The 21,395-nt window shown below is 46.0% G+C and carries 17 protein-coding genes; 8 read left to right on the top strand and 9 right to left on the bottom strand.

Going from position 1 to position 21,395, the window contains the following annotated elements; translation table 11 throughout:
* Both DFP81_RS18220 and DFP81_RS10020 read right to left on the bottom strand, forming a co-directional pair.
* Window positions 1-4,621 (bottom strand): beta strand repeat-containing protein (locus tag DFP81_RS18220; protein WP_115897654.1); only part of this gene is annotated, 4,621 nt, incomplete at its 3' end.
* A gap of 139 nt (window positions 4,622-4,760) precedes the next feature.
* The gene (locus DFP81_RS10020; protein WP_115897653.1) at window positions 4,761-5,528 is read right to left on the bottom strand and encodes an undecaprenyl-diphosphate phosphatase; all 768 of its coding nucleotides are present in this window, start codon (window positions 5,526-5,528) and stop codon (window positions 4,761-4,763) included.
* A gap of 463 nt (window positions 5,529-5,991) precedes the next feature.
* Between DFP81_RS10020 and DFP81_RS10015 the strand changes: the two genes are divergently transcribed.
* Window positions 5,992-7,482, top strand: a complete 1,491-nt coding sequence (locus DFP81_RS10015; protein WP_115897652.1) for a SulP family inorganic anion transporter — start codon at window positions 5,992-5,994, stop codon at window positions 7,480-7,482.
* Window positions 7,483-7,501: 19 nt separating this feature from the next.
* Entirely contained in the window at window positions 7,502-8,350 is an 849-nt protein-coding gene (locus DFP81_RS10010) for a universal stress protein (RefSeq protein WP_115897651.1), read from the top strand.
* Between the two features lie 110 nt (window positions 8,351-8,460).
* Here DFP81_RS10010 and DFP81_RS10005 read toward each other — a convergent pair whose 3' ends face one another.
* Together DFP81_RS10005 and DFP81_RS10000 are read right to left on the bottom strand one after the other, a co-directional pair.
* Window positions 8,461-8,925: an NfeD family protein gene (locus DFP81_RS10005; protein WP_115897650.1), complete on the bottom strand. Its 465-nt coding sequence runs from the start codon at window positions 8,923-8,925 to the stop codon at window positions 8,461-8,463.
* Between the two features lie 2 nt (window positions 8,926-8,927).
* Complete coding sequence (locus DFP81_RS10000; RefSeq protein ID WP_115897649.1) at window positions 8,928-9,866, bottom strand: SPFH domain-containing protein; 939 nt, start codon at window positions 9,864-9,866, stop codon at window positions 8,928-8,930.
* 170 nt (window positions 9,867-10,036) lie between these two features.
* On the opposite strand from DFP81_RS10000, the gene DFP81_RS09995 reads away from it, so the two are divergent.
* Window positions 10,037-10,858 (top strand): AraC family transcriptional regulator, encoded by an 822-nt coding sequence (locus DFP81_RS09995; protein ID WP_115897648.1) that lies wholly within the window; start codon window positions 10,037-10,039, stop codon window positions 10,856-10,858.
* 42 nt (window positions 10,859-10,900) lie between these two features.
* Here DFP81_RS09995 and DFP81_RS09990 read toward each other — a convergent pair whose 3' ends face one another.
* Both DFP81_RS09990 and DFP81_RS09985 read right to left on the bottom strand, forming a co-directional pair.
* Window positions 10,901-11,941 carry a threonine aldolase family protein gene (locus DFP81_RS09990; RefSeq protein ID WP_115897647.1) on the bottom strand — a complete coding sequence of 347 codons (1,041 nt, stop codon included), beginning with the start codon at window positions 11,939-11,941 and terminating at the stop codon, window positions 10,901-10,903.
* 123 nt (window positions 11,942-12,064) lie between these two features.
* Complete coding sequence (locus tag DFP81_RS09985) at window positions 12,065-13,195, bottom strand: GNAT family N-acetyltransferase/peptidase C39 family protein (protein WP_115897646.1); 1,131 nt, start codon at window positions 13,193-13,195, stop codon at window positions 12,065-12,067.
* A gap of 315 nt (window positions 13,196-13,510) precedes the next feature.
* Here DFP81_RS09985 and DFP81_RS09980 point away from each other — a divergent pair, with 315 nt between their 5' ends.
* The 5 genes from DFP81_RS09980 to DFP81_RS09960 all read left to right on the top strand — a co-directional run bounded on the left by DFP81_RS09980 (window position 13,511) and on the right by DFP81_RS09960 (window position 18,992).
* Window positions 13,511-14,986, top strand: a complete 1,476-nt coding sequence (locus tag DFP81_RS09980; protein WP_115897645.1) for a RimK family protein — start codon at window positions 13,511-13,513, stop codon at window positions 14,984-14,986.
* 128 nt (window positions 14,987-15,114) lie between these two features.
* A complete protein-coding gene (locus DFP81_RS09975) occupies window positions 15,115-15,987 on the top strand; it encodes a mechanosensitive ion channel family protein (RefSeq protein WP_115897644.1) in 873 nt (290 codons plus the stop codon).
* Window positions 15,988-16,317: 330 nt separating this feature from the next.
* Entirely contained in the window at window positions 16,318-17,277 is a 960-nt protein-coding gene (locus tag DFP81_RS09970; protein WP_115897643.1) for an ABC transporter substrate-binding protein, read from the top strand.
* Window positions 17,278-17,289: 12 nt separating this feature from the next.
* On the top strand, window positions 17,290-18,192 hold the full coding sequence (locus DFP81_RS09965; protein WP_115897642.1) for an ABC transporter permease: 903 nt from the start codon (window positions 17,290-17,292) through the stop codon (window positions 18,190-18,192).
* Window positions 18,189-18,992 (top strand): ABC transporter ATP-binding protein, encoded by an 804-nt coding sequence (locus tag DFP81_RS09960; protein ID WP_115897641.1) that lies wholly within the window; start codon window positions 18,189-18,191, stop codon window positions 18,990-18,992. Before DFP81_RS09965 ends, DFP81_RS09960 begins: the two co-directional genes overlap by 4 nt.
* 162 nt (window positions 18,993-19,154) lie before the next feature.
* Here DFP81_RS09960 and DFP81_RS09955 read toward each other — a convergent pair whose 3' ends face one another.
* The 3 genes from DFP81_RS09955 to DFP81_RS18345 form a co-directional block, all read right to left on the bottom strand.
* Window positions 19,155-19,793 (bottom strand): LysE family translocator, encoded by a 639-nt coding sequence (locus tag DFP81_RS09955; RefSeq protein WP_115897640.1) that lies wholly within the window; start codon window positions 19,791-19,793, stop codon window positions 19,155-19,157.
* A 344-nt stretch (window positions 19,794-20,137) separates the two neighbouring features.
* The gene (locus DFP81_RS09945) at window positions 20,138-20,794 is read right to left on the bottom strand and encodes a hypothetical protein (protein WP_115897638.1); all 657 of its coding nucleotides are present in this window, start codon (window positions 20,792-20,794) and stop codon (window positions 20,138-20,140) included.
* Window positions 20,795-20,904: 110 nt separating this feature from the next.
* Window positions 20,905-21,395, bottom strand: a 491-nt coding sequence (locus tag DFP81_RS18345; RefSeq protein WP_220342916.1) for a hypothetical protein, incomplete at its 5' end; no start/stop codon positions are given.

Raw genomic sequence — 21,395 nt, 5'->3', positions numbered from 1 at the left:
CAGGCGCTGTGGTGTCTTCGGTCGTGAACGCCTGGGTCGCTTGAGTCGCCGCGTTGCCCGCCGCATCGCTCACATCCGCTTTCACCGTGTAGCTCGCTTCGTCTGCGAACCCACTCATGTCTACGCCTTCGATTGACCAGTCGCCGTTTTCGTCTACCTCGACTGTGCCGCTGTAAACCGCGGCGCCATTCGCATCCACCACGCTCACGCTCACGGTTTGACCCGCTTCTATGCCGTCGGTGCTGCCGCTTAGCGTCACGCTGTTGTCTTCGCTGTCATCCACTTGGTTGTCCGTCGCAACCGCATTGATGCTGATCGTGCCCGCTGTGGTGTCTTCGGTCGTGAACGCCTGGGTCGCTTGAGTCGCCGCGTTGCCCGCCGCATCGCTCACATCCGCTTTCACCGTGTAGCTCGCTTCGTCTGCGAACCCACTCATGTCTACGCCTTCGATTGACCAGTCGCCGTTTTCGTCTACCTCGACTGTGCCGCTGTAAACCGCGGCGCCATTCGCATCCACCACGCTCACGCTCACGGTTTGACCCGCTTCTATGCCGTCGGTGCTGCCGCTTAGCGTCACGCTGTTGTCTTCGCTGTCATCCACTTGGTTGTCCGTCGCAACCGCATTGATGCTGATCGTGCCCGCTGTGGTGTCTAGATCCAAGGTATCGGTTGTTTCAACGATATTACCCGCATCGTCGGTGGCCAACGCCGTAACGGTAATTTCACCGTCTGTCAGGTCAGATAGATCCGCGTCCGCCACAGTCCAGGTGCCGTCAACTTTCGTCGCATTTACAGTGACATCCGCTGTTGTTTCATCACCATCACTGAAGGTCACGACCACGCTTTGTGCGTCATCGTCCACACCACTCAAGGTCACGTTCACAGAGTCCGCTTCGTCGGCGTTGGTTACTGCATCGCCTTCGGCCACAGCCACACTGAAGTTGTCGTCGGTGTCGGCGCTGGTGTCTAGATCCAAGGTATCGGTTGTTTCAACGGTATTACCCGCATCGTCGGTGGCCAACGCTGTAACGGTAATTTCACCGTCTGTCAGGTCAGATAGATTCGCGTCCGCCACAGTCCAAACGCCATCAACTTTCGTCGCATTTACAGTGACATCCGCTGTTGTTTCATCACCATCACTGAAGGTCACGACCACGCTTTGTGCGTCATCGTCCACACCACTCAAGGTCACGCTCACAGAGTCCGCTTCGTCCGCGTTGGTTACTTCATCAGAAGTTACAACATTTACGGCGAAGTTCTCGTCAGTATCCGCACTGGTGTCTAGATCCAAGGTATCGGTTGTTTCAACGGTATTACCCGCATCGTCGGTGGCCAACGCTGTAACGGTAATTTCACCGTCTGTCAGCTCAGATAGATCCGCGTCCGCCACAGTCCAGACGCCGTCAGTTTGTGTCGCGTCCACAACCACGTTGTTAGTGCCATCACTGAACGTAACGGTAACCGTTTCAGCATCATCGTCCACGCCACTCAAGGTCACGCTCACAGAGTCCGCTTCGTCGGCGTTGGTTACTGCATCGCCTTCGGCCACAGCCACACTGAAGTTGTCGTCGGTGTCGGCGCTGGTGTCTAGATCCAAGGTATCGGCTGTTTCAACGGTATTACCCGCATCGTCGGTGGCCAACGCTGTAACGGTAATTTCACCGTCTGTCAGGTCAGATAGATCCGCATCCGCCACAGTCCAAACGCCATCAACTTTCGTCGCATTTACAGTGACATCCGCTGTTGTTTCATCACCATCACTGAAGGTCACGACCACGCTTTGTGCGTCATCGTCCACACCACTCAAGGTCACGCTCACAGAGTCCGCTTCGTCCGCGTTGGTTACTTCATCAGAAGTCACAACATTTACGGCGAAGTTCTCGTCAGTATCCGCACTGGTGTCTAGATCCAAGGTATCGGTTGTTTCAACGGTATTACCCGCATCGTCGGTGGCCAACGCTGTAACGGTAATTTCACCGTCTGTCAGGTCAGATAGATTCGCGTCCGCCACAGTCCAGGTGCCGTCAACTTTCGTCGCATCCACAACCACGTTGTTGGTGCCATCACTGAACGTAACGGTAACCGTTTCAGCATCATCGTCCACGCCACTCAAGGTCACGCTCACAGAGTCCGCTTCGTCGGCGTTGGTTACTGCATCGCCTTCGGCCACAGCCACACTGAAGTTGTCGTCGGTGTCGGCGCTGGTGTCTAGATCCAAGGTATCGGTTGTTTCAACGGTATTACCCGCATCGTCGGTGGCCAACGCTGTAACGGTAATTTCACCGTCTGTCAGGTCAGATAGATCCGCATCCGCCACAGTCCAAACGCCATCAACTTTCGTCGCATTTACAGTGACATCCGCTGTTGTTTCATCACCATCACTGAAGGTCACGACTACGCTTTGTGCGTCATCGTCCACACCACTCAAGGCCACGTTCACAGAGTCCGCTTCGTCGGCGTTGGTTACTGCATCGGTGTCACTGACTGCAACCGTGAAGTTGTCGTCGGTGTCGGCGCTGGTGTCTAGGTCCAAGGTATCGGTTGTTTCAACAGTATTACCCGCATCGTCGGTGGCCAACGCCGTAACGGTAATTTCACCGTCTGTCAGGTCAGATAGATTCGCGTCCGCCACAGTCCAGACGCCGTCTGTTTGTGTCGCGTCCACAACCACGTTGTTGGTGCCATCACTGAACGTAACGGTAACCGTTTCAGCATCATCGTCCACGCCACTCAAGGTCACGCTCACAGAGTCCGCTTCGTCGGCGTTGGTTACTGCATCGCCTTCGGCCACAGCCACACTGAAGTTGTCGTCGGTGTCGGCGCTGGTGTCTAATTCTAAGCTGCTTGTTTCTGTAACCGTGTTGCCAGCATCGTCTGTCGCTGTTGCACTAATACTAATGTTACCGTCACTTAAGCTGCTTAGGTCTGCATCAACAGTCCACACCCCATCTACAAGTACTGCTTCAGCAACAACATCTGCCGTACTACTGTCCCCATCACTAAACGTAACGCTAATGGATTCAATATCACCGTCTACACCAGTAAACGTAACATTGACCGAACCTACCTCATCAGCATTGGCAAGCTGATCTGTCTCTGTAACAACCACTGCGAAATTACTATCTGTGTCAGCGCTAGTGTCTAAATCCAAGCTATCCGTTGCGGTTGCGGTATTACCCGCATCATCTGTAACAGTCGCAGTAACAGTAATAGTGCCATCTGTTAAACCACTAATGTCTGTATCTGAAACAACCCATTCATCGTTTACTAATGTAGCAACACCGCTAACGCTATTAGTGCCATCGCTGAAAACAACCGTCACAGTATCGGCATCCCTATCAATACCGTCTAGTGTCACAGTTACGTCCGAAGACTCTTCAAGGTTTGCGACTGAATCTGACTCTGCAATTGAAACAGAGAAGTCACCAAATAGGTCGGCTGTGGTATCTACTTCATAATGTGAATCTGAAGTTACAAGAAGCGTATTGCCAGCATCATCTGTAAACGTAACGGAAGCTTCGATATTCCTATCCGGATCATCAATAAGGTCCTGTCCATCTACATCAATACTAAATGTACGATTGGTTATCTCACCTGTGTACTCTTTACCATTGATAGTAAGCGTAACTACATCGCCATCTTGAGCATCACCTGTCACAATACCGCTAATGGCAATTGTTGTTTCACCCTCTGCGGCAGAAACAATGTCATCCTCAGTAACATCTGAAACAGAAATGCTACCTGTAATAGTCTGATCTAGAGTCAGAGCTGTTTGAGATTGAGCCGTATTCCCAGTAGTGTCAGTAACCGTTGTCGTGACTGACACTGTGCCATCATTCAATGAGCTAATATCTGTATCTGCAACTACCCAGTTGCCGGCGCCATTTTGTGTGGCGTTCGTCGTAACCGAGTTGGAACCATCACTAAACACAACAGACACTTGAGATGCGTCGCTGTCGACGCCACTTAAAGTAACGGAAACATTGCTCGCTTCGCTGGCGTTGGTTGATAAATCAGAAGCACTCACAGTGACAGATAAGTTATTGTCGAGATCAGCCGAATTGTCTGCAGAGGTGCTATTAGAAGTAGACGATGTCTGAGTATTTGAAGAAAGCGGCGAGAAGGAATTATCTGTGTCGTATCCATAACTTGGTAATGACAAATCTTGATCCGTCTCAAAACCAAAATTTGGCAAGGCACCTTCTTGGTTACGCTCTACATCCACATCGACACGTTGCTGTTCACCAATGGTTTCTTCACCTGCTGCAGGTGCATCTTGAATTAAGGTAGGGTCAGCGCCGTCTGCGATGGCTTGTTGCAAAGCTTCTGCGTCGGTACTGGAGTCTTGAGCCAAGCCGTCCACATCGTCAGGTGTGTACACTTCATCATTAATAACCACAACCGAATCGCCGCCAATGACAACCTCAGAACCATCAACAAATTTGATAGTCGCGCTGCCTTCTGCCCCCGTGATAACGGTTTCACCATAAAAGATAGGGTCACCTACCTGAACGACTCGCTCATTCCCATCAATGGATTTAACAACCACAGACCCAGTAATTTGAGTGATAGTTCCGATTGGAGACCCTAGTGTTGCAAAAGATGTTTGGCTGTCGCTCATGGTTAGATTCCCTAAACAAGACGTATGAATTTATAATTACTTGCAGCTTAGCCAACAACAAAAAAGGCCGCTACTGTACCTTGGTACTATAGCGGCCTATAACTACGCTTTACTGACAATTCAATACGTTTCGTTACAATCAAAAAGCGAAAATAAGCAAGCCTACTCCGAAGACAATGCGGTACCAACCAAATGACACAAAAGTGAAACGCTGAAGAAACGCCATAAAGAGTTTCATCACCAAATAGGCACTCACAAAAGCGGTTACAAATCCAACTAACAGCACGATCAGGTGATCACCACTAAACACTTCATAATTTGAAACCAACTCTAGCCCAGATGCTGCAACCATCACAGGTAACGCTAATAAAAACGAAAACTCTGCACTGGCTTTTCGGCTCAAACCTACAAACAGCGCACCAACAATTGTCGACCCAGCACGACTTGTACCAGGAATAAGTGCAAACACTTGAGCAATACCAATCCAAAAGGACTGTTTAAATGTAATGTCATCCAGCTCAACGACTAACGGCGATTTATTTTTAATGACCCGCTCAGTAATCAAAAACACCACCCCACCGACAATAAACATAGTCGCCACAACAGGCACCGAAAATATGGCTTTAATGTGGTCTTGAAACAACAACCCCACAATGGCAACGGGCACAAAAGACAACGCCACTTTTAACCACAATGCTGCATGTTTTATTGAGAAGCGCTCTCGGTAATTCGCCACAACAGCCAAAATTGCCGCCAACTGAATAATCACCTCATACGCTTTATTTGCTTCGGTTTGCTCTAACCCTAACCATTGGCTGGCAACAATCAAATGGCCAGTAGAAGAGATGGGAAGAAATTCCGTTACACCTTCAACCATTCCTAAAATCAAACTCTGTAACACATCCATAAACAGCTACTTACTACTAAAAAACGATAAAAAAACAACACATATAAAAACAACCGCTGAACTATAAAGAAAATTTCATAAAAGAAAAATGAAAAAATCATCCTCCTTACACAAAAAAAGCACTTTTCAGACACCATTTAAAGCTCCTCAAAAAGAAAAATCGATGCCATTTTTCAAACAAACAATACCAGCGTCTTGGTTGTCATAGTTAAGTGAAAACCTTATAATTTGGTCACTTTTTAACTTTCGCTGCGGATGCAGCGTGGCGCAACACACTGATTGTGTCGCTTAAAGTACCTTCCTATCGCATGCCGCCAATGTGCACGCATGCAAACGCCATAGCCTTATGGCGACATACATCCAACCATGTTTAAAAATTTACCTTGGGTAGCTTGAATACAGAAATGGCTACCTAAAAAGTAAAGCATGGCACGTAATAAAATAGCGATATAAAAGGTAACAAATGATCGAATCAATTAAGCGAGACTGGCTCTCAAATATAAAAGGCGACACCCTTTCAGGTACCGTCGTTGCGTTGGCCCTTATTCCGGAGGCCATTGCGTTTTCCATCATTGCAGGGGTCGACCCTAAAGTCGGCCTTTACGCCTCTTTCTGTATTGCGGTTGTGATCTCAATATTTGGCGGACGTCCCGCTATGATATCCGCTGCAACTGGGGCCATGGCACTCGTAATGATGGACCTGATCAAAGATCATGGCCTGCAATACATGCTGGCTGCCACCATCTTGGCGGGGCTCTTTCAAATTGTGTCGGGGTATTTAAAACTCGGCAACTTAATGCGCTTTGTCTCCAAGTCAGTCGTAACAGGCTTTGTTAACGCCTTAGCCATTTTAATTTTTATGGCGCAACTGCCAGAGCTAACCAATGTTACTTGGGTGGTTTATGCCATGACCGCCGTAGGCCTCGGGATCATTTATCTATTCCCTTATGTTCCCGTACTAGGCAAAAACTTACCTTCACCATTGGTGTGTATAGTCGTACTAACGATTTTCTCCATGATGAACGGCCTAACCATTAACACCGTAAGCGACATGGGTGAATTGCCCGACTCCCTACCTGTATTCTTACTTCCAGATATTCCGTTAAACCTAGATACCTTATTGATCATCTTACCTTACTCGCTCAGCTTAGCGGTTGTTGGCTTACTTGAATCCATGATGACGGCAACCATAGTCGACGAGCTAACAGACACCACCAGCGACAAAAACCGTGAATGTAAAGGCCAAGGCGTAGCTAACATTTTTACTGGTTTTATTGGCGGCATGGCAGGTTGTGGCATGATCGGTCAAACAGTAATTAACGTAAAATCTGGTGGCCGTGGACGCCTTTCTACCTTTATTGCCGGCTTTTTCCTGCTGATCATGGTGGTGTTCTTAGGTGACTGGATTGGTCAAATCCCAATGGCGGCGTTGGTTGCGGTAATGATCATGGTATCCATCGGTACTTTCTCCTGGGATTCCATTATCAACTTAAAGAAACATCCGCTTTCAACCAATATTGTGATGATAGTCACAGTCGCTGTGGTAGTTGCCACAGACAACTTATCGATTGGTGTATTGGTTGGTGTACTGCTAGCATCCTTGTTCTTTGCGAACAAAGTGGGACGCTTTATGTCCATTTCCAGCAGCAAAGAAGAAGAAAGCGCACATCGAACTTACAAAGTAGTTGGCCAAGTCTTCTTTGCTTCTTCAGATCAATTTAATAAAGCATTCGACTTCAAAGAAGCCCTTGAGAAAGTTACTATCGACTTATCCGCTGCGCATTTCTGGGATATAACCGCCGTTTCAGCACTTGATACTGTGGTGATCAAATTCCGTCGTGAAGGCGCCCAGGTTAATATCATAGGAATGAATGAGGCCAGCGCCACCGTAGTGGATAAATTCGGCGTTCATAACAAGCCTGAAGAAGCCGAAAAGCTGCTAAGCGGCCATTAAAGCAAATAGGAGAATAATAATGACAAACGTAATTGCGTGTATCGATGACTCCTTTTTATCCGAGTACGTAACCAAAGCTTCTGTCTGGGCTGCCAATAAAATGGAAGCCCCACTCACGTTGCTGCATTCTCTGGAAAAAGCGCCCATCACCAGCAACAACGACCTATCCGGCTCTATTGGCTTTGGCAGTCGAGAATACCTACTGGGCGAATTGACCGAGTTAGATGAAAAGCGTGCCAAATTAGCACTGGAACAAGGCAAGGCCATTTTGAATGATGCTCAAAAGCACGCTCAGCAAGCAGGTATTAAAAACACCAGCTTGCTACAGCGTCATGGGGATCTCGTTGAAACACTGACCGATATTGAAGACAGCACTCGCTTAGCCGTGTTAGGTCGCAGTGGTGGCAACAACATGAATGCCAACACCATTGGCTCTCACATTGAGCGCGCAGCCAGAGCACTACACCACCCGATTTTAATCACAGTGGGTGAGTTCAGAGCTCCAACTAACTTCATGATAGCCTACGATGGTCGTGAAACCTCTGACAATGCCATTGCTCGCATCATAAAGAGCCCGCTACTAAAAGGTCTGGCTTGCCATCTGGTGATGGCTGGCGAAAACACCGAAGTAAGACGCAGTAAATTCGAAAATGCCAAAGCGCTGCTCGAAAAAGAAGGCTTTGATGTCACCGCGTCTTTAATCGCTGGGGATATTTACCCAGTATTAACAGACTACCGCCAAGCTAATAGCATCGAATTAATGGTAATGGGCGCCTACGCTCACTCCAAAGTGAAGCAATTTTTTGTTGGCAGCAATACGTCTAAAATGATTATCGAAAGCAATATTCCACTATTGATTCTTCGTTAAGTAAAAACTCGCTAGGTAAATAAAAGACACAAAAAAAGGGCTTCCATCACGAAGCCCTTTTTTATTTCTGCTAGATGACCCATCCAATAGCAGGCTTACCAAAGAAAGCATCACACAGTCGATTCAACCGCCTTAATATGGAATGCACCAACCTCCGCTTCAATCACCTCAACCCGTGTGCCCGCTTCAATTAACGTATCGCTGATCAAATTCCAGCGCACACCAGAATAATGGTAAGACGGTGACAGCCTAGGAGATACCGCTTCTTGCAACACAAACTGATGCCCAACCAAATCCCCTTGCGCTTTTTTCGGGCTAACATTTCTCTGCATCTGCTTGAGCGGACGCCATAGAAACAAAGCAAACACCAAGGTAAACACACCTGTGCTGAACAAAGCCCCCAAACCATTGTCCGGTAGCACGGTCAGAAACAACAAACCTCCCGTCACCATGGCGGCTAGGCCAACAAAGAACAGCACAAAGGTTGAGAACCCCAATACCGCCACCTCAATGACCAATAGAATCAAACCTACCACCAAGAAGCTTTCGGCCAGATTATTGGTAACAAAACTCATACTCAGCTCCCTTTCGACATGCTCTGTATAATGGTCATCGCCTGTGCTACGACAGCTGAGGCCTCAGTACCACCATCCGGCAACAAGACCACAGAAGATTCTTTGGCTATTGCTCTTTTAGCTTCAATGGCTTTTGTTGCCAAATCCAGCTGAATCGCCTTTTGGCCTTCTTCTGTCGCCGCGGCCTCACCCACCTGACGCAAGGCTTCTGCTTGCGCAGACGCCACCGCGACAATGGCTTTTGCCTCACCTTCGGCACGCAACACCTGCTCTTCTTTGTCTGCTTGCGCGGCAAGCACCACAGACGCCTTTTCACCTTCAGCTCGGTTAATCGCCGCCTGACGGTCACCCTCAGATTCTAGGATCTGCGCTCGTTTTACACGCTCCGCTTTCATCTGAGCTTCCATTGCTTCCATCACAGATTGCGGCGGCACAATGTCTTTGATTTCATAACGCAGTACTTGGATGCCCCAAGGACCAGCCGCATCATTAATAGAAGACACGATATTGGTGTTTAATAAATCCCTTTCTTCAAAGGTTTTATCCAGCTCCATTTTACCCAGCTCAGAACGCATGGTGGTTTGGGCTAATTGCGTCACCGCAAACACATAGTCGTCGACACCATAAGTGGCTTTATAAGGGTCCAATACGCGAAAGTACAAAACACCATCCACATGCAAAGAAATATTATCCTTGGTAATCGCGCTCTGCTCAGGTACATCAACAGCCTGCTCTTTTAATGAACGGTCTGCTGAGATTCGATCAATAAACGGCAAGATAAAATTCAAACCCGCTTCTTTGGTCGATTGATATTTACCAAAACGCTCGATCACATAGGCCTGATTCTGAGGCACAAACTTGATCGAGTTTTTTAATAAAACAACCACCAAAACAAACACAAGTACTTGTACGTTCAACACATACTGAAGTAAATATTCCATAACTCTAGATCCTATCTAATCGGAAGTAACAAGTAACTTGCAATGCGCATCATGCACAAAAATACAAGCGAGGCGACAAAAGAGCCGATACTATAGTAGGCTCTTTTCATACCTCAAAGCCACCGACAAAACAACGATGAGTGAAATACTCTTAGGATAAACATCACAACATGGCGATAAGCGACTCTTTCCGTTATCAACATATTGATACATTACCAGGATTAATAATAGGTGAAGCGACGTTCACACAATTCTCGTTTCAGCCTCATTTTCACTTGGATTATCATATAGGATTGGTCACCCAAGGGGTGTTACATCAATCATGGAAAGGACAGAAGCATCATCTGACTGCGGGTAATATCTGTCTCATGCCACCCGATGTTGTTCACAGTGGCGTAGAACAAGGAGAAGATAAATACCATCTTATCACCTTCCGAATCTCACCCGAGCGACTACAAACACTGTTTAGTAATAGCCAATACACAGATGTCCATCGCGTTCTCGCGCCTAACGTCATTGATAACCCCCTTCTCGCCAAACGCTTTTTACAACTTAAAAATGCGTTTCAGTTAGAAGGCGACACACTGCAACAAGACATACTCTTGCTCAGCAGCATGGAAGAGCTGCTACGTGCCTCTTATAAAACACCACAACCAGAAGACAATAATGGATTGAGCAAACAACAATTCCTCAGAATAAGAGATTATTGCGAAGCCAATTTACAGAACAAAATCACACTGGATGAACTGGCTAAGTTAAGCGGATTAACGCGTTTTCAATTTATTCGCTATTTTCAAAAGCAAACCGGCCTAGCGCCCCACACCTGGCTCATGCGGTTAAGACTGGAAAAAGCCTGTTCCAGTCTTACCTCTTCAGACGCGATGATTACTGACATCGCAGCCGACAACGGATTTTACGATCAGAGCCACTTTAATCGCGCCTTTAAAGCGGCTTACCAAGTGGCTCCCTCAATCTATCGTTTACGTAATTAGCACGCGTAGGGAACACCGCAGTTTTCATCTTAGCGACTGTGTTTAACCTTGATCATCAAACCTTCTCGCTGCATTGATAAAGGCTTCAACCCCTTCTTTTGGGGTTCTAAAGGAGGTCACTAAACGCACCACCCCCTTCTCCCAACGGCCGCCATAGAAAGCAAAACCTTCCCCTAATAAATACTCTTCCATACCTTCAGGTAAGGTACAAAACAACATATTGGCTTGAGCCGGTGTATTAATCTTAATACTCGGAATGGTTTTCAGCCCCTCTTGCAACAAAGCCATCATGCCGTTCGCGTATTCTGCATTTTGACGCCATAAATTATCCGTCAAATAGGCTCTCATTTGGGCCGATAATACTCGCATTTTAGAATGCAAATGCCCGCCTCGTTTACGGCGAAACGCCAACTCTTTGGCAAGCTCAGGTTTAAAAACCACAATGGCTTCCGCCGACATAGTGCCGTTTTTCGTCGCCCCAAATGAAACGATGTCTATACCCGCTTTCCAGGTCATTTCCGCAGGCGTACAACCTAAAGCCACCAACGCATTAGCAAAGCGAGCGCCATCCATATGAACAGGCAAATGCGCTTCTTTAGCGACATCCGTAATGGCTTTAATTTCTTCCAGTGAATACACACTGCCCACTTCACTCACCTGCGAAAGACTCACCGCAGAAGGCTGGCACGAATGAACATCACCGACTTTTTGACTGACGAATTTTTTCAACTGCACGGGGTCGATTTTTGCGTCTGCGCCACCCACACCAACAAAGCGTGCACCGCCAGAATAAAATTCCGGTGCTGTACTTTCATCGTTTAACAAATGGCTTTCTGTGTGACACAAAACGCTACCCCAAGGTGGCGTCATGGCACTGATGCTCAAAACATTGGCTGCCGTACCGGTGGACACTAAAAACACATTCACATCACACTCGAAAAACGCAGACAGCATTCCGGTTACTTCAGCCGTCAACTCATCGTTTCCATAAGGTATGGCATCGCCCTGAGAAGCGTCCATCATGGCTTGTAAAACAGAATCTGACGCGCCGGCAATATTGTCACTGGTAAAGGCCACCTTCATTGAATTATGTCTCCCTTTGTTTATTCAAATTAATAAACAATATCATGCCAAGCTTCGATAAGACGCGCTTGGATATTTGTGCAAACAAGAAAGAATTTATCATTTTTTTGCCTTACATTCTGATCAAGTCTGCAATACAAGGGTTGCTTGCAACCGGCTTTGACCAAAGCGAGACATTTTCTCAAACTCACTTCGCGCAATAGGAACATACTGACAATCCAAAGGGTTTTGCGTGTCATCTTTGGCTTCATAATCAGGATCATGCACTAAAATACAGTTTTCGTTGTAACCAGACATCACCACCCAATGAGGCGACTTTTTCCCGTCCATACGAAACGTACTGATCAAAATAATCGCCAAAGCACCAGAATCAAATGCGCTAATTAATTGCTCTAAAGGCATCACAGAATAATGCACCGGCAAGCTAGACGACTCACATTGCTCGGCAAAGCGGCTATGAACGCGAGCAATCACCTCTTTTTTCAATGCATTACGAACACTATCAACAAACAAAGGCCCTTCTTCGCTCAGCCATACTTCCGCCGACAAACCCCGCTTTTGTGCCGCTAATGCCAAGCCCATCGGGTGGCAACCGCCGTGGCCGGATGTCATAAAAATGGTCGTTGCTTCACGCCAAATTTCTAGCTCATCATTGGGTGTTGCTTGATACTCTGGATGAAGCGCCGACAAAGCCATTTGCAAAGAAGCTGGCCCGCAGGTAAATGGCGTGCCTTGGGCTAACCAAGACAAAGGCCGAGAAATTTGTTCATCCGCTGAATAACGCAAAACTTTCTGCATACGAATGGCGTCGGTTTGATCTTCATAATACGCATCGTAATGACCAAACTCTTGATAGCCCATTTTCCGATAAAGAGACAGCGCGTTCAGATTGACGTCACTGACTTCCAAACGCAGTAAATTCTTTCCCTTCTTAATAGCTTGTTTTTCACAAGCTTGGATCAAGGTTTTCGCCACCCCTAACCCTCTCGCCTCAGGCGCCACCGCCAAAGAATACAATCGAGCCAAATGGGTGCCCTGACGTAAATGCAACAAAGCATAACCAAGCAAACCCTCAGTGCCGACCGCGACTAAAAGAACAGAACCTAAACTGGTGATCGCCCGACGAAAACTACGACGACTCAAGCGGTCTCCGGTAAAGGCTTTTTCCTCTAACGCTAACAGAGGTTTTACATCTTCGAGTTGAGCAGAACGAACATCGATATGAAGAGAAGGAATTGAAACAGGTTGGGTCATTGCATCGCCTCAAGAAAGGGCAAAAGATCACTAAGGGCACGTTTTACTTTGTGTGCTGCCAATGCATTTACATCGTCGCGACACAACAAATTAACGTGATCATTTTCGCGCATTCTAGGACCAAACCTGCCAAAAAGATAGCGTAATATTTCATCAATAAAAACTTTTATTTTCACGAAAAAAACGATTGTGAAAAGCCAAAAACAAGCGCACTATCCGCTCAAATTAAAGGCGTCCTAAAAACGCTGAAACGCCCTTAAATAAGGCAACACAAGCAAATCAAACCAAGTTTATTTAGAAGGAAAAACAAAGCCAATGTCACAGACGTACATTGTTGTTGATCAGGCCAAAGATTGGTCCGCGTTTTTACCCAGTGATCGAGTCATCACTTTTACACAATATCTAAACTTGGCGACCAAAAGCCAAGGTCGTACGCGCATCATCAACTTATGTAAAAGCAGCAAATACCTATCAGATGGTTATTACTGTTCTCTGTTGGCAGAAAGCCGTGGTCATCACGTTATGCCTTCTGTGCGTGTCTTAAACGACATCAGCAAAAAAACACTGTACGAAATGCAAGTTGCACAACTGCTACCAGCACTCGCGCAAAAGTTGGGTACACCAGAAGCGCCAACGGAGCTCAGTTTTCGTTGCGTATTCGGCAAAACCACCCAACCAGAAATGAAAGAGTTCGCTCGAAAAATGTTCGAAGCCTTCGCTTGCCCTGTTTTGGAAGTCAAACTCAAATTCCGTAAAACCTGGCAAGTGAGTGATTTACAAATCACATCACACAAGCATTTAAACGACGATGAAGAAACCTTGTTCGCAGAATCCTTAGAAGCCTTCAGCACCAAGGTTTGGAACAAAAGCCGTGCATTACGTACCGCGAAGTTTGACCTCGCTATGCTGGTGAATCCAGAAGAAGCCATGCCGCCAAGCGACCTGCAAGCTTTGAAAAAATTCGTGCAAGCGGGTAAACAGCTGGGGATTCACGTGGACACGATCGGTCCCAAAGACATCATGCGCCTGCCTGAATACGATGGTTTGTTTATCCGCGAAACGACTAACATAGATCACCACACCTATCGTTTTGCGAAAAAAGCCGAAGGCTTGGGTTTGGTTGTAATGGACGACCCGCAATCCATTATGCGTTGTACAAACAAGGTGTATTTGGCGGACTTATTCAATACTCATAAAGTGCCATGCCCAAAAACACGTATCGTGCACAAGGGCGAAAAAGACCTAGAAGCAGCATTAGAAGCCGTGATCAATTACCCAATGGTAGTGAAAATTCCAGACGGTGCTTTCTCTAAAGGGGTGATCAAAGCGGAAAACCGTGAAGCATTAACGGAAAGCCTAAACACCCTGTTTAAAAAGTCGTCTTTGCTCTTGGTGCAGGAATATTTGTACACAGAATTCGACTGGCGCATCGGTGTGCTAAACAACAAGCCTATCTTTGCTTGTCGTTATTACATGGTGAAAAACCACTGGCAGATTTACCAACACAGCGACAGCAAAAGCCAAAGTGGCGGCTTTGATACCTTGCCAACCTTTGAAGTGCCACGCCGCGTCTTACAAGCCGCCATTGCTGCCACCAAGCCGATTGGAGATGGCCTGTATGGTGTCGATGTGAAAGAGATTAATGGTCGTGGTTACGTGATCGAAGTGAACGACAACCCAAGCATAGACCGCGGTGTCGAAGACAAATACCTAGGCGACGAACTTTACATGCACATCATGTCGGAATTTTTGCGACGCATGCAGTTAAAGCGCAGCGATACACCAAACTAGCCTATTATTAAATCCAACCTCTTTTTCAAGCAAAGGGGTTGGGTGATTATTTGTTTATACACACCAAACAAAACACCCAAGATAAAAATAGTATTTAATAGATTCGTTGCCATTCAGGAGTCGTAGCTTTGCTAGATCTAGACCATATATACAGCGCTTTAAACCACACACTGTTTTCTGTTTCTGGCCAAGCGGTGACAGTCGGTGGATTATTACTCATTCCGACGCTTGCCGTTGTTGGCTTTTGGGTCACTAAATATCTGGTACGTGCACTCACTTCAAAGCTAACCAGCCGCCACACAGACCCAAACATCATTCATCTGCTGCAACGCTTATTTTATGTCATCGCCATTTGCATCATCACGATCACCGCACTAGAAATCATTAATATTCCAGTGACGGCTTTTGCTTTTTTATCCGGTGCGATTGCCATTGGTGTCGGTTTTGGCGCGCAAAACATCATTAATAACTTTATTAGTGGTTGGATCTTAATGTGGGAAAAACCCATTCGCATTGGCGATTTTCTCGAAGTAGAAAATGCCAAAGGCGTGGTCGAAGAGATTAACACCCGCTCTACTCGGTTTCGCCGCGTGGACGGTGTACATATGCTGATTCCAAACAGCAAGCTCCTAGAGAACACCATAGTGAACTGGACGCTTGTCGATAAACTAATGAGAACTTCCGTTAGAATCGGTGTTGCCTATGGGTCACCAGTAAAAAAAGTGGCCGAACTCATGCGCCAAGCTGCTGAAGAGCAAGAAGGTGTACTCACCGACCCCAAAGTGCAGGTCATCTTTGAAGACTTTGGCGACAACGCCCTCATCTTCGACGTGAACTTCTGGATACAATCTAACGTGGAAGGTGGCTTGCGGATGGCCAAAAGCAACATACGTTTTCGGCTTGATGAACTTTTCTCTGAACACCAAATCGTCATTGCCTACCCACAAAGAGACATACACATCGACGGCAGTTTGACACTCGTTAGAGACAAGGTGAAATAGTCTTTGTCTAAGCCTTTCTTTATCCAAAGAAAGGCCAACCTCACTTTCTAACCCCGACAAAAGAATCCCACCTAAAAGCGCTATGATAGGAGATTAGAAAGCGCTAAATGGCAACCCCCTCCAATAGCCAAACAAGCAATCTTGGAAGAATGCTTTTCGAGTTTATAATCTTGTTTTAACTCTTTATTTTGGTTGTTTATTGACCAACAAGCATAGATCTACCACCACAGTGATAATTCACCTAGTTTTTGCTCTCTATGCTGTGATATTTTTAGCGGATAATCCATTAAAATACATAAATCTATACATAATCACTACAAAGGGTTCACTATGAAATTCAGTTCAATTTTTAAACATGCGATTGTGGCCAGCGCTATATTAAGTGGCGTAACACAAGCTGACCCAGTTTACGTGGCGACAACCGCCATTGTTGAGCACCCTGCGCTTGATGCAGTGCGTGATGGCATCAAAGAAACCCTAAATGAAAATGGCTACAAAGGCGACAACCTAAAATTTACCTACGAAAGTGCTCAAGGAAAAACAGACATTGCTGCCCAGATCGCACGTAAGATGGTCGGCGACCAGCCAGACGTCATCGTTGCTATCGCTACCCCTTCTGCACAAGCTGCCGTAACGGTAAGCCGCTCTATTCCCGTTGTCTTTTCCGCCGTTACTGACCCACTTGCGGCCCGTTTAGTGCCTAGTCTAAAAAAACCAGGCGGCAATGTAACGGGTTTATCCGATATGGCGAATATCAAAGAGCATTTGTCATTAATCAAAGAGTTTGTGCCAAATCTAAAAACCGTAGGCATTCCTTATAACCCAGGTGAAGCAAACTCTGTTTCTATGTTGGAACAAGTGAAAAAAGTCGCCGCTGAAATGGGCATTAAAGTCGTTGAGTCACCAGCGCCTAGAACCTCCGACGTGATGATTGCCGCTAAGCAATTAGTTGGCAAAGTCGATGCGATTTATACCCCTATCGATAACACAATTATCAGTGCGGTAGAGTCTGTTGTTAAAGTAGGTATTGATGCACAAATCCCTGTCTTTGCTGGTGATACGGATACCGTTGCCCGTGGTGCGGTGGCAGCAATTGGCTACGATTACTATGACCTTGGACGTCAAACAGGTGAAATCGTTGTGCGCATTCTTAATGGTGAAAAACCCGGCGACATTGATGTCAAAATGGCCAAAGGAACCAACTTGTTTGTGAACCCGAAAATGGCCAAACGCATGGGTGTAAAGGTTCCTGAAGCTGTACTCGCGCGTGCGACTAAGATCATCGAATAATAGGTATATACTTTGTCACTTTTTGCTTTTTTAGGAACGCTAGAGATAGGCTTTATTTATGGCTTGGTTGCCATGGGCGTCTATCTCACCTTCCGCATCTTAGACTTTCCTGACTTAACCGTAGACGGTAGCTTCACCCTAGGTGCAGCGGTTACCGCTACTTTGATCGTGCTTGGTTACAACGCGTATCTGGCGACATTACTGGGCACCTTAGCGGCGGCTAGTGCGGGTATTGTCACCGCCTGGCTAAATTTGCGTTTTAATATACTGCACCTGTTAGCCAGTATTTTAACCATGACCGCCCTTTATACCATCAACCTTCGGGTGATGGGAAAACCCAATGTTGCCTTGATTATGGAGCCAACCATGCTAACGCCTTTTGAGGCGCTCGGCATACCTGCGATGTACATGAAGGTGATCTTTGTGGCCTTCTGTGCCGTTATAGGTGGCTTATTGGTTGCTTGGTTCTTAAACACACAATACGGTCTTGCAATGCGCGCGGTCGGCTCTAACAAACGCATGGCACAAGCAAACGGCATTGTGGTGAACGAGAAGGTTTATGTTGGTTTGGCCTTATCTAATGGCCTAGTTGGCCTAGCGGGCGCCCTGTTTGCCCAAACAAACGGGTTTGCAGACTCCACCATGGGGATCGGCACCATTGTCGTCGGCTTGGCTGCTGTCATTATTGGTGAGTCACTGTTCTCAACGCGCTCTATTTTGATCATTGTGATGAGCTGCATTGTCGGCTCTATCTTGTATCGAGTCGCCGTTTCTATGGCGCTCAATGCGGACTTCCTTGGTTTCCAAGCATCTGACCTTAATTTACTTACCGCCGTTCTTGTTGCATTAGCGCTGGTATTTCCTAAATTACGACGTGAATGGAAAGCCAAGAAAGCGAAGGGAGAAAGAGCATGATCCGTTGTGAAAACCTACACGTCACCTTCAATCATGGCCTACCAACCGAAAAACTCGCACTACGCGGCGTGGATTTAACCATCCCAAGCGGTGAGTTTGTGACTGTGATCGGCTCCAATGGCGCAGGTAAATCGACCCTACTCAATACCATTGCCGGCGATATCGAATCGACCCGAGGAAAGATCTTATTTTCTGATCGAGATGTCACTAACCTTCCGGCAACCGCCCGTACTAAAGACATCGCTCGTGTGTTCCAAGACCCGCTGGCGGGTACCTGTGGTAATTTAACCGTAGAAGAAAACATGGCGCTCGCCTATGGGCGCGGCAAAAAAGGTAACCTCTCTTTTGCGTTAAATAATAAGCTACGGAAAATCTTCAAAGAACAGCTAAGCCGCCTCAATCTTGGGCTTGAAGATCGTCTTAGCGCCGAAATGGGCTTGCTTTCAGGCGGACAACGACAGTCCGTTAGCTTGCTGATGTCGGCGTTACAACCTAGCAGCATTCTTTTGTTGGATGAGCACACCGCGGCGCTTGACCCAAAAACGGCGGCGCTGATTATGGATATCTCGTCACAAATCATTGAAGAGAAACAGCTGACTGTGATGATGGTGACACACTCCATGCGCCAAGCCCTGGATCATGGCTCTAGAACCATCATGCTCCACGAAGGGAAAATCATTTTTGATTTAGCTGGCGATAAACGCGCTGGGTATGAAGTAAAAGACCTTCTGCAATTGTTTGCTCAAGCCCGTAATGACGGCGAAGAGTTAGACGACGATAAGTTGCTATTAGGAGAGTAGAAAACGCTTCTAGTTATTTTTGACTTCTAGCTATATTTGGCTTCTATTTCATTGTGAAAGAGTAAGCCAAACAAGCCCCTACTTAGTGCTATTAATTCGCTAAGTGGGGGCTTTTTTATGTTTTTAGCGATTCATAACAAAGCATATTCGCTCAAGCAGAAATCAGCTCGCTTTCATCAGCGCTAACTTAGAGCCGAAGCCAATAAAGATTACCCCCGTCACAGAGCTTAACCACTTTTTAAAACGCACATTATTCGCCATGTTTTTCACTCGTGAAAGCATAAGCACCATGAGAGAAAACCAGATCAAATTCACCATAGAATGCGCCGTCACTAAAGCGTAGGCGGTTAATGGACTGTCGTTTACCGAAAGGAACTGTGGGAAGGCCGCCAAGTAAAACATAGACACTTTAGGGTTAAGTACATTGGTGAAAAAACCTTCAATAAACGCACTGCGTTGCGATACGCTACTTTTCTCCGTCTGAGCCGGTGTCGCAACATCAAGTCGCTTGGCTTTGAACGCCCCTACCAATGATTTTATGCCAATCCAAATAAGATACGCCGCACCACACAGTTTAAAAACAAGAAAGGCCTCTGCGGATTGAACCAACAACAAAGAAATACCAAAAATGGACAGCGTTCCATGTACATAAAAAGCAGCGACAAAACCCCACACATTTGAAAACCCCGCCTTTTTTCCGAACAAAGGCACAGTCTTAGCGATAAGAACCCCATTTGGGCCAGGCGACATAACCAGCAAAGTTGCAACAGCCATAAAGGTTAATAGGTTGTGCATATCCATAATTGAACTCCCTAAAGATTGGTTTTAATAGTAAAAAAATTGGCAGGACATTGACTCATTACCTTGAATCAAAATTGGAATATAACAGTCCCTAAAAAGGTACAACGAATAGACTGCACACACCATAGACAACACCAAAATGACAGGCATAGTTAAATCCGCAGAATTACCCCAACAGCCAAACTTAATTAAAAACCGAGTCTCTGAGCTCAACCCGAAGCGCTTTTCAGGCTCTAGGTAATGCATCTCGACCCTATGAAAAGGCTGTTTTTCGAAATGAAGAGCAATTCTATAGTCTGAATTCCTTAATCAGAGGTTTATCCGCCGCAAAGCTTTGTTAAATTTTAATCTGGAAAATGCTTAAGAAAGCGATAAAAAAGTTCTCTCTCACCACACTCCAAATCGACCTCAAGAATATTATTATTCAAACACTCTAGCGCTGAATCTACGGTAACCCTAGCTAAATCAACAACTTTTTCTGGATTGATTAAAGTTGTATATTCAGGCTTGAAAGTTAATATGTTTCCATCCCATGGGTTTTCTGGATATTGAACGAGTTCATCTATTTCCCGATCAAACTGAAAATAATAACTTGGTTTAGTAACATGAAGTGCCTTCGCCATTAAGCTCGCATTATGTAAGAAAGAATTTCTTAAAGCATAGAGAGCTTTCACATCATCACTACCTTCTTCGTAGTCAGCAAAGTAATACAATGCTTTATTTATGCTACTGGCATTTGGGTTTGAATATTCTACTTTGTCATTTCTCTTGTAAGTAAATCCAATCTGCTCAATTACACTGAAAGCACCTACAACAGGAACAAAGTTCTTAGAATACTCCATATTTCTTGCGTGATTTATCTCTTGCAATGTAATTGGCAAAATTGATTTCAGCCAACCATCCTTCAGCCGATAAGAGCCAGCGCCCCCTAGGTGCGCATATGCGAGCTCAAAAATGCTGAGCTCATCAACATGTTTTTCTTTCCAAGTAGATGTATCCATACCTATTCCTAATTTAACGCTTAGGCTCAGGAGCATTACGCAGCGGAGCAAGGCTTGTGGTATTTAGCCACAAACGAGCGCCACGGAGTGATGCCCCTTGAAGCCAATTTTTATAAGCCATAATTTTCTTTCGCCGAGCTATATACTTGAGAATGGCACTGGTACAAAGTACGCTGATTATAAACCTCAAGTTCATTCATATCATTTTCACATGAAAAAACCTTAATTTCCTTTTTCTGGGCCTTATACATATCTACAATCTGCTGAGGCGCTCCCTTTGGAGTTAGAGAATCTAGGTCAGCAAACATATACCTAATAAAGGCATTAGAGCTAAGATTAAAATCAAATGCCATATGCTTTCCATCAGGTACTGGAGTAGTATATCCCCGATCAGACATAATACATGTACTATCTGTATACCTATAAATCATTACAAACACTACTGTGTCGGGGCTCTCGAAGAGAGACCGTATTGTTTCTTCCATTAAATTCGCCTCGCCTTCCCTGTAAGCGTCGGCTAACCCCCACATAGAAATCTCCACCAAACACCATAAAGTCTCTTGCTCTCTCTGAATTGGAACGAAAGACTTATGTTTACCGC

This window comes from Marinomonas pollencensis, from assembly GCF_003387375.1.
Taxonomy (GTDB): Bacteria; Pseudomonadota; Gammaproteobacteria; order Pseudomonadales; family Marinomonadaceae; genus Marinomonas; species Marinomonas pollencensis.
This window is presented reverse-complemented; position numbering and strand designations above follow the sequence as displayed.

Coding starts and splice junctions, on each gene's coding strand:
- DFP81_RS09945 (WP_115897638.1), bottom strand. CDS start 20,794: ATGGATACATCTACTTGGAAAGAAAAACATGTTGATGAGCTCAGCATT.
- DFP81_RS10015 (WP_115897652.1), top strand. CDS start 5,992: ATGATCGAATCAATTAAGCGAGACTGGCTCTCAAATATAAAAGGCGAC.
- DFP81_RS09970 (WP_115897643.1), top strand. CDS start 16,318: ATGAAATTCAGTTCAATTTTTAAACATGCGATTGTGGCCAGCGCTATA.
- DFP81_RS10020 (WP_115897653.1), bottom strand. CDS start 5,528: ATGGATGTGTTACAGAGTTTGATTTTAGGAATGGTTGAAGGTGTAACG.
- DFP81_RS09995 (WP_115897648.1), top strand. CDS start 10,037: ATGGCGATAAGCGACTCTTTCCGTTATCAACATATTGATACATTACCA.
- DFP81_RS09980 (WP_115897645.1), top strand. CDS start 13,511: ATGTCACAGACGTACATTGTTGTTGATCAGGCCAAAGATTGGTCCGCG.
- DFP81_RS09985 (WP_115897646.1), bottom strand. CDS start 13,195: ATGACCCAACCTGTTTCAATTCCTTCTCTTCATATCGATGTTCGTTCT.
- DFP81_RS10000 (WP_115897649.1), bottom strand. CDS start 9,866: ATGGAATATTTACTTCAGTATGTGTTGAACGTACAAGTACTTGTGTTT.
- DFP81_RS09955 (WP_115897640.1), bottom strand. CDS start 19,793: ATGGATATGCACAACCTATTAACCTTTATGGCTGTTGCAACTTTGCTG.
- DFP81_RS10005 (WP_115897650.1), bottom strand. CDS start 8,925: ATGAGTTTTGTTACCAATAATCTGGCCGAAAGCTTCTTGGTGGTAGGT.
- DFP81_RS10010 (WP_115897651.1), top strand. CDS start 7,502: ATGACAAACGTAATTGCGTGTATCGATGACTCCTTTTTATCCGAGTAC.
- DFP81_RS09990 (WP_115897647.1), bottom strand. CDS start 11,941: ATGAAGGTGGCCTTTACCAGTGACAATATTGCCGGCGCGTCAGATTCT.
- DFP81_RS09960 (WP_115897641.1), top strand. CDS start 18,189: ATGATCCGTTGTGAAAACCTACACGTCACCTTCAATCATGGCCTACCA.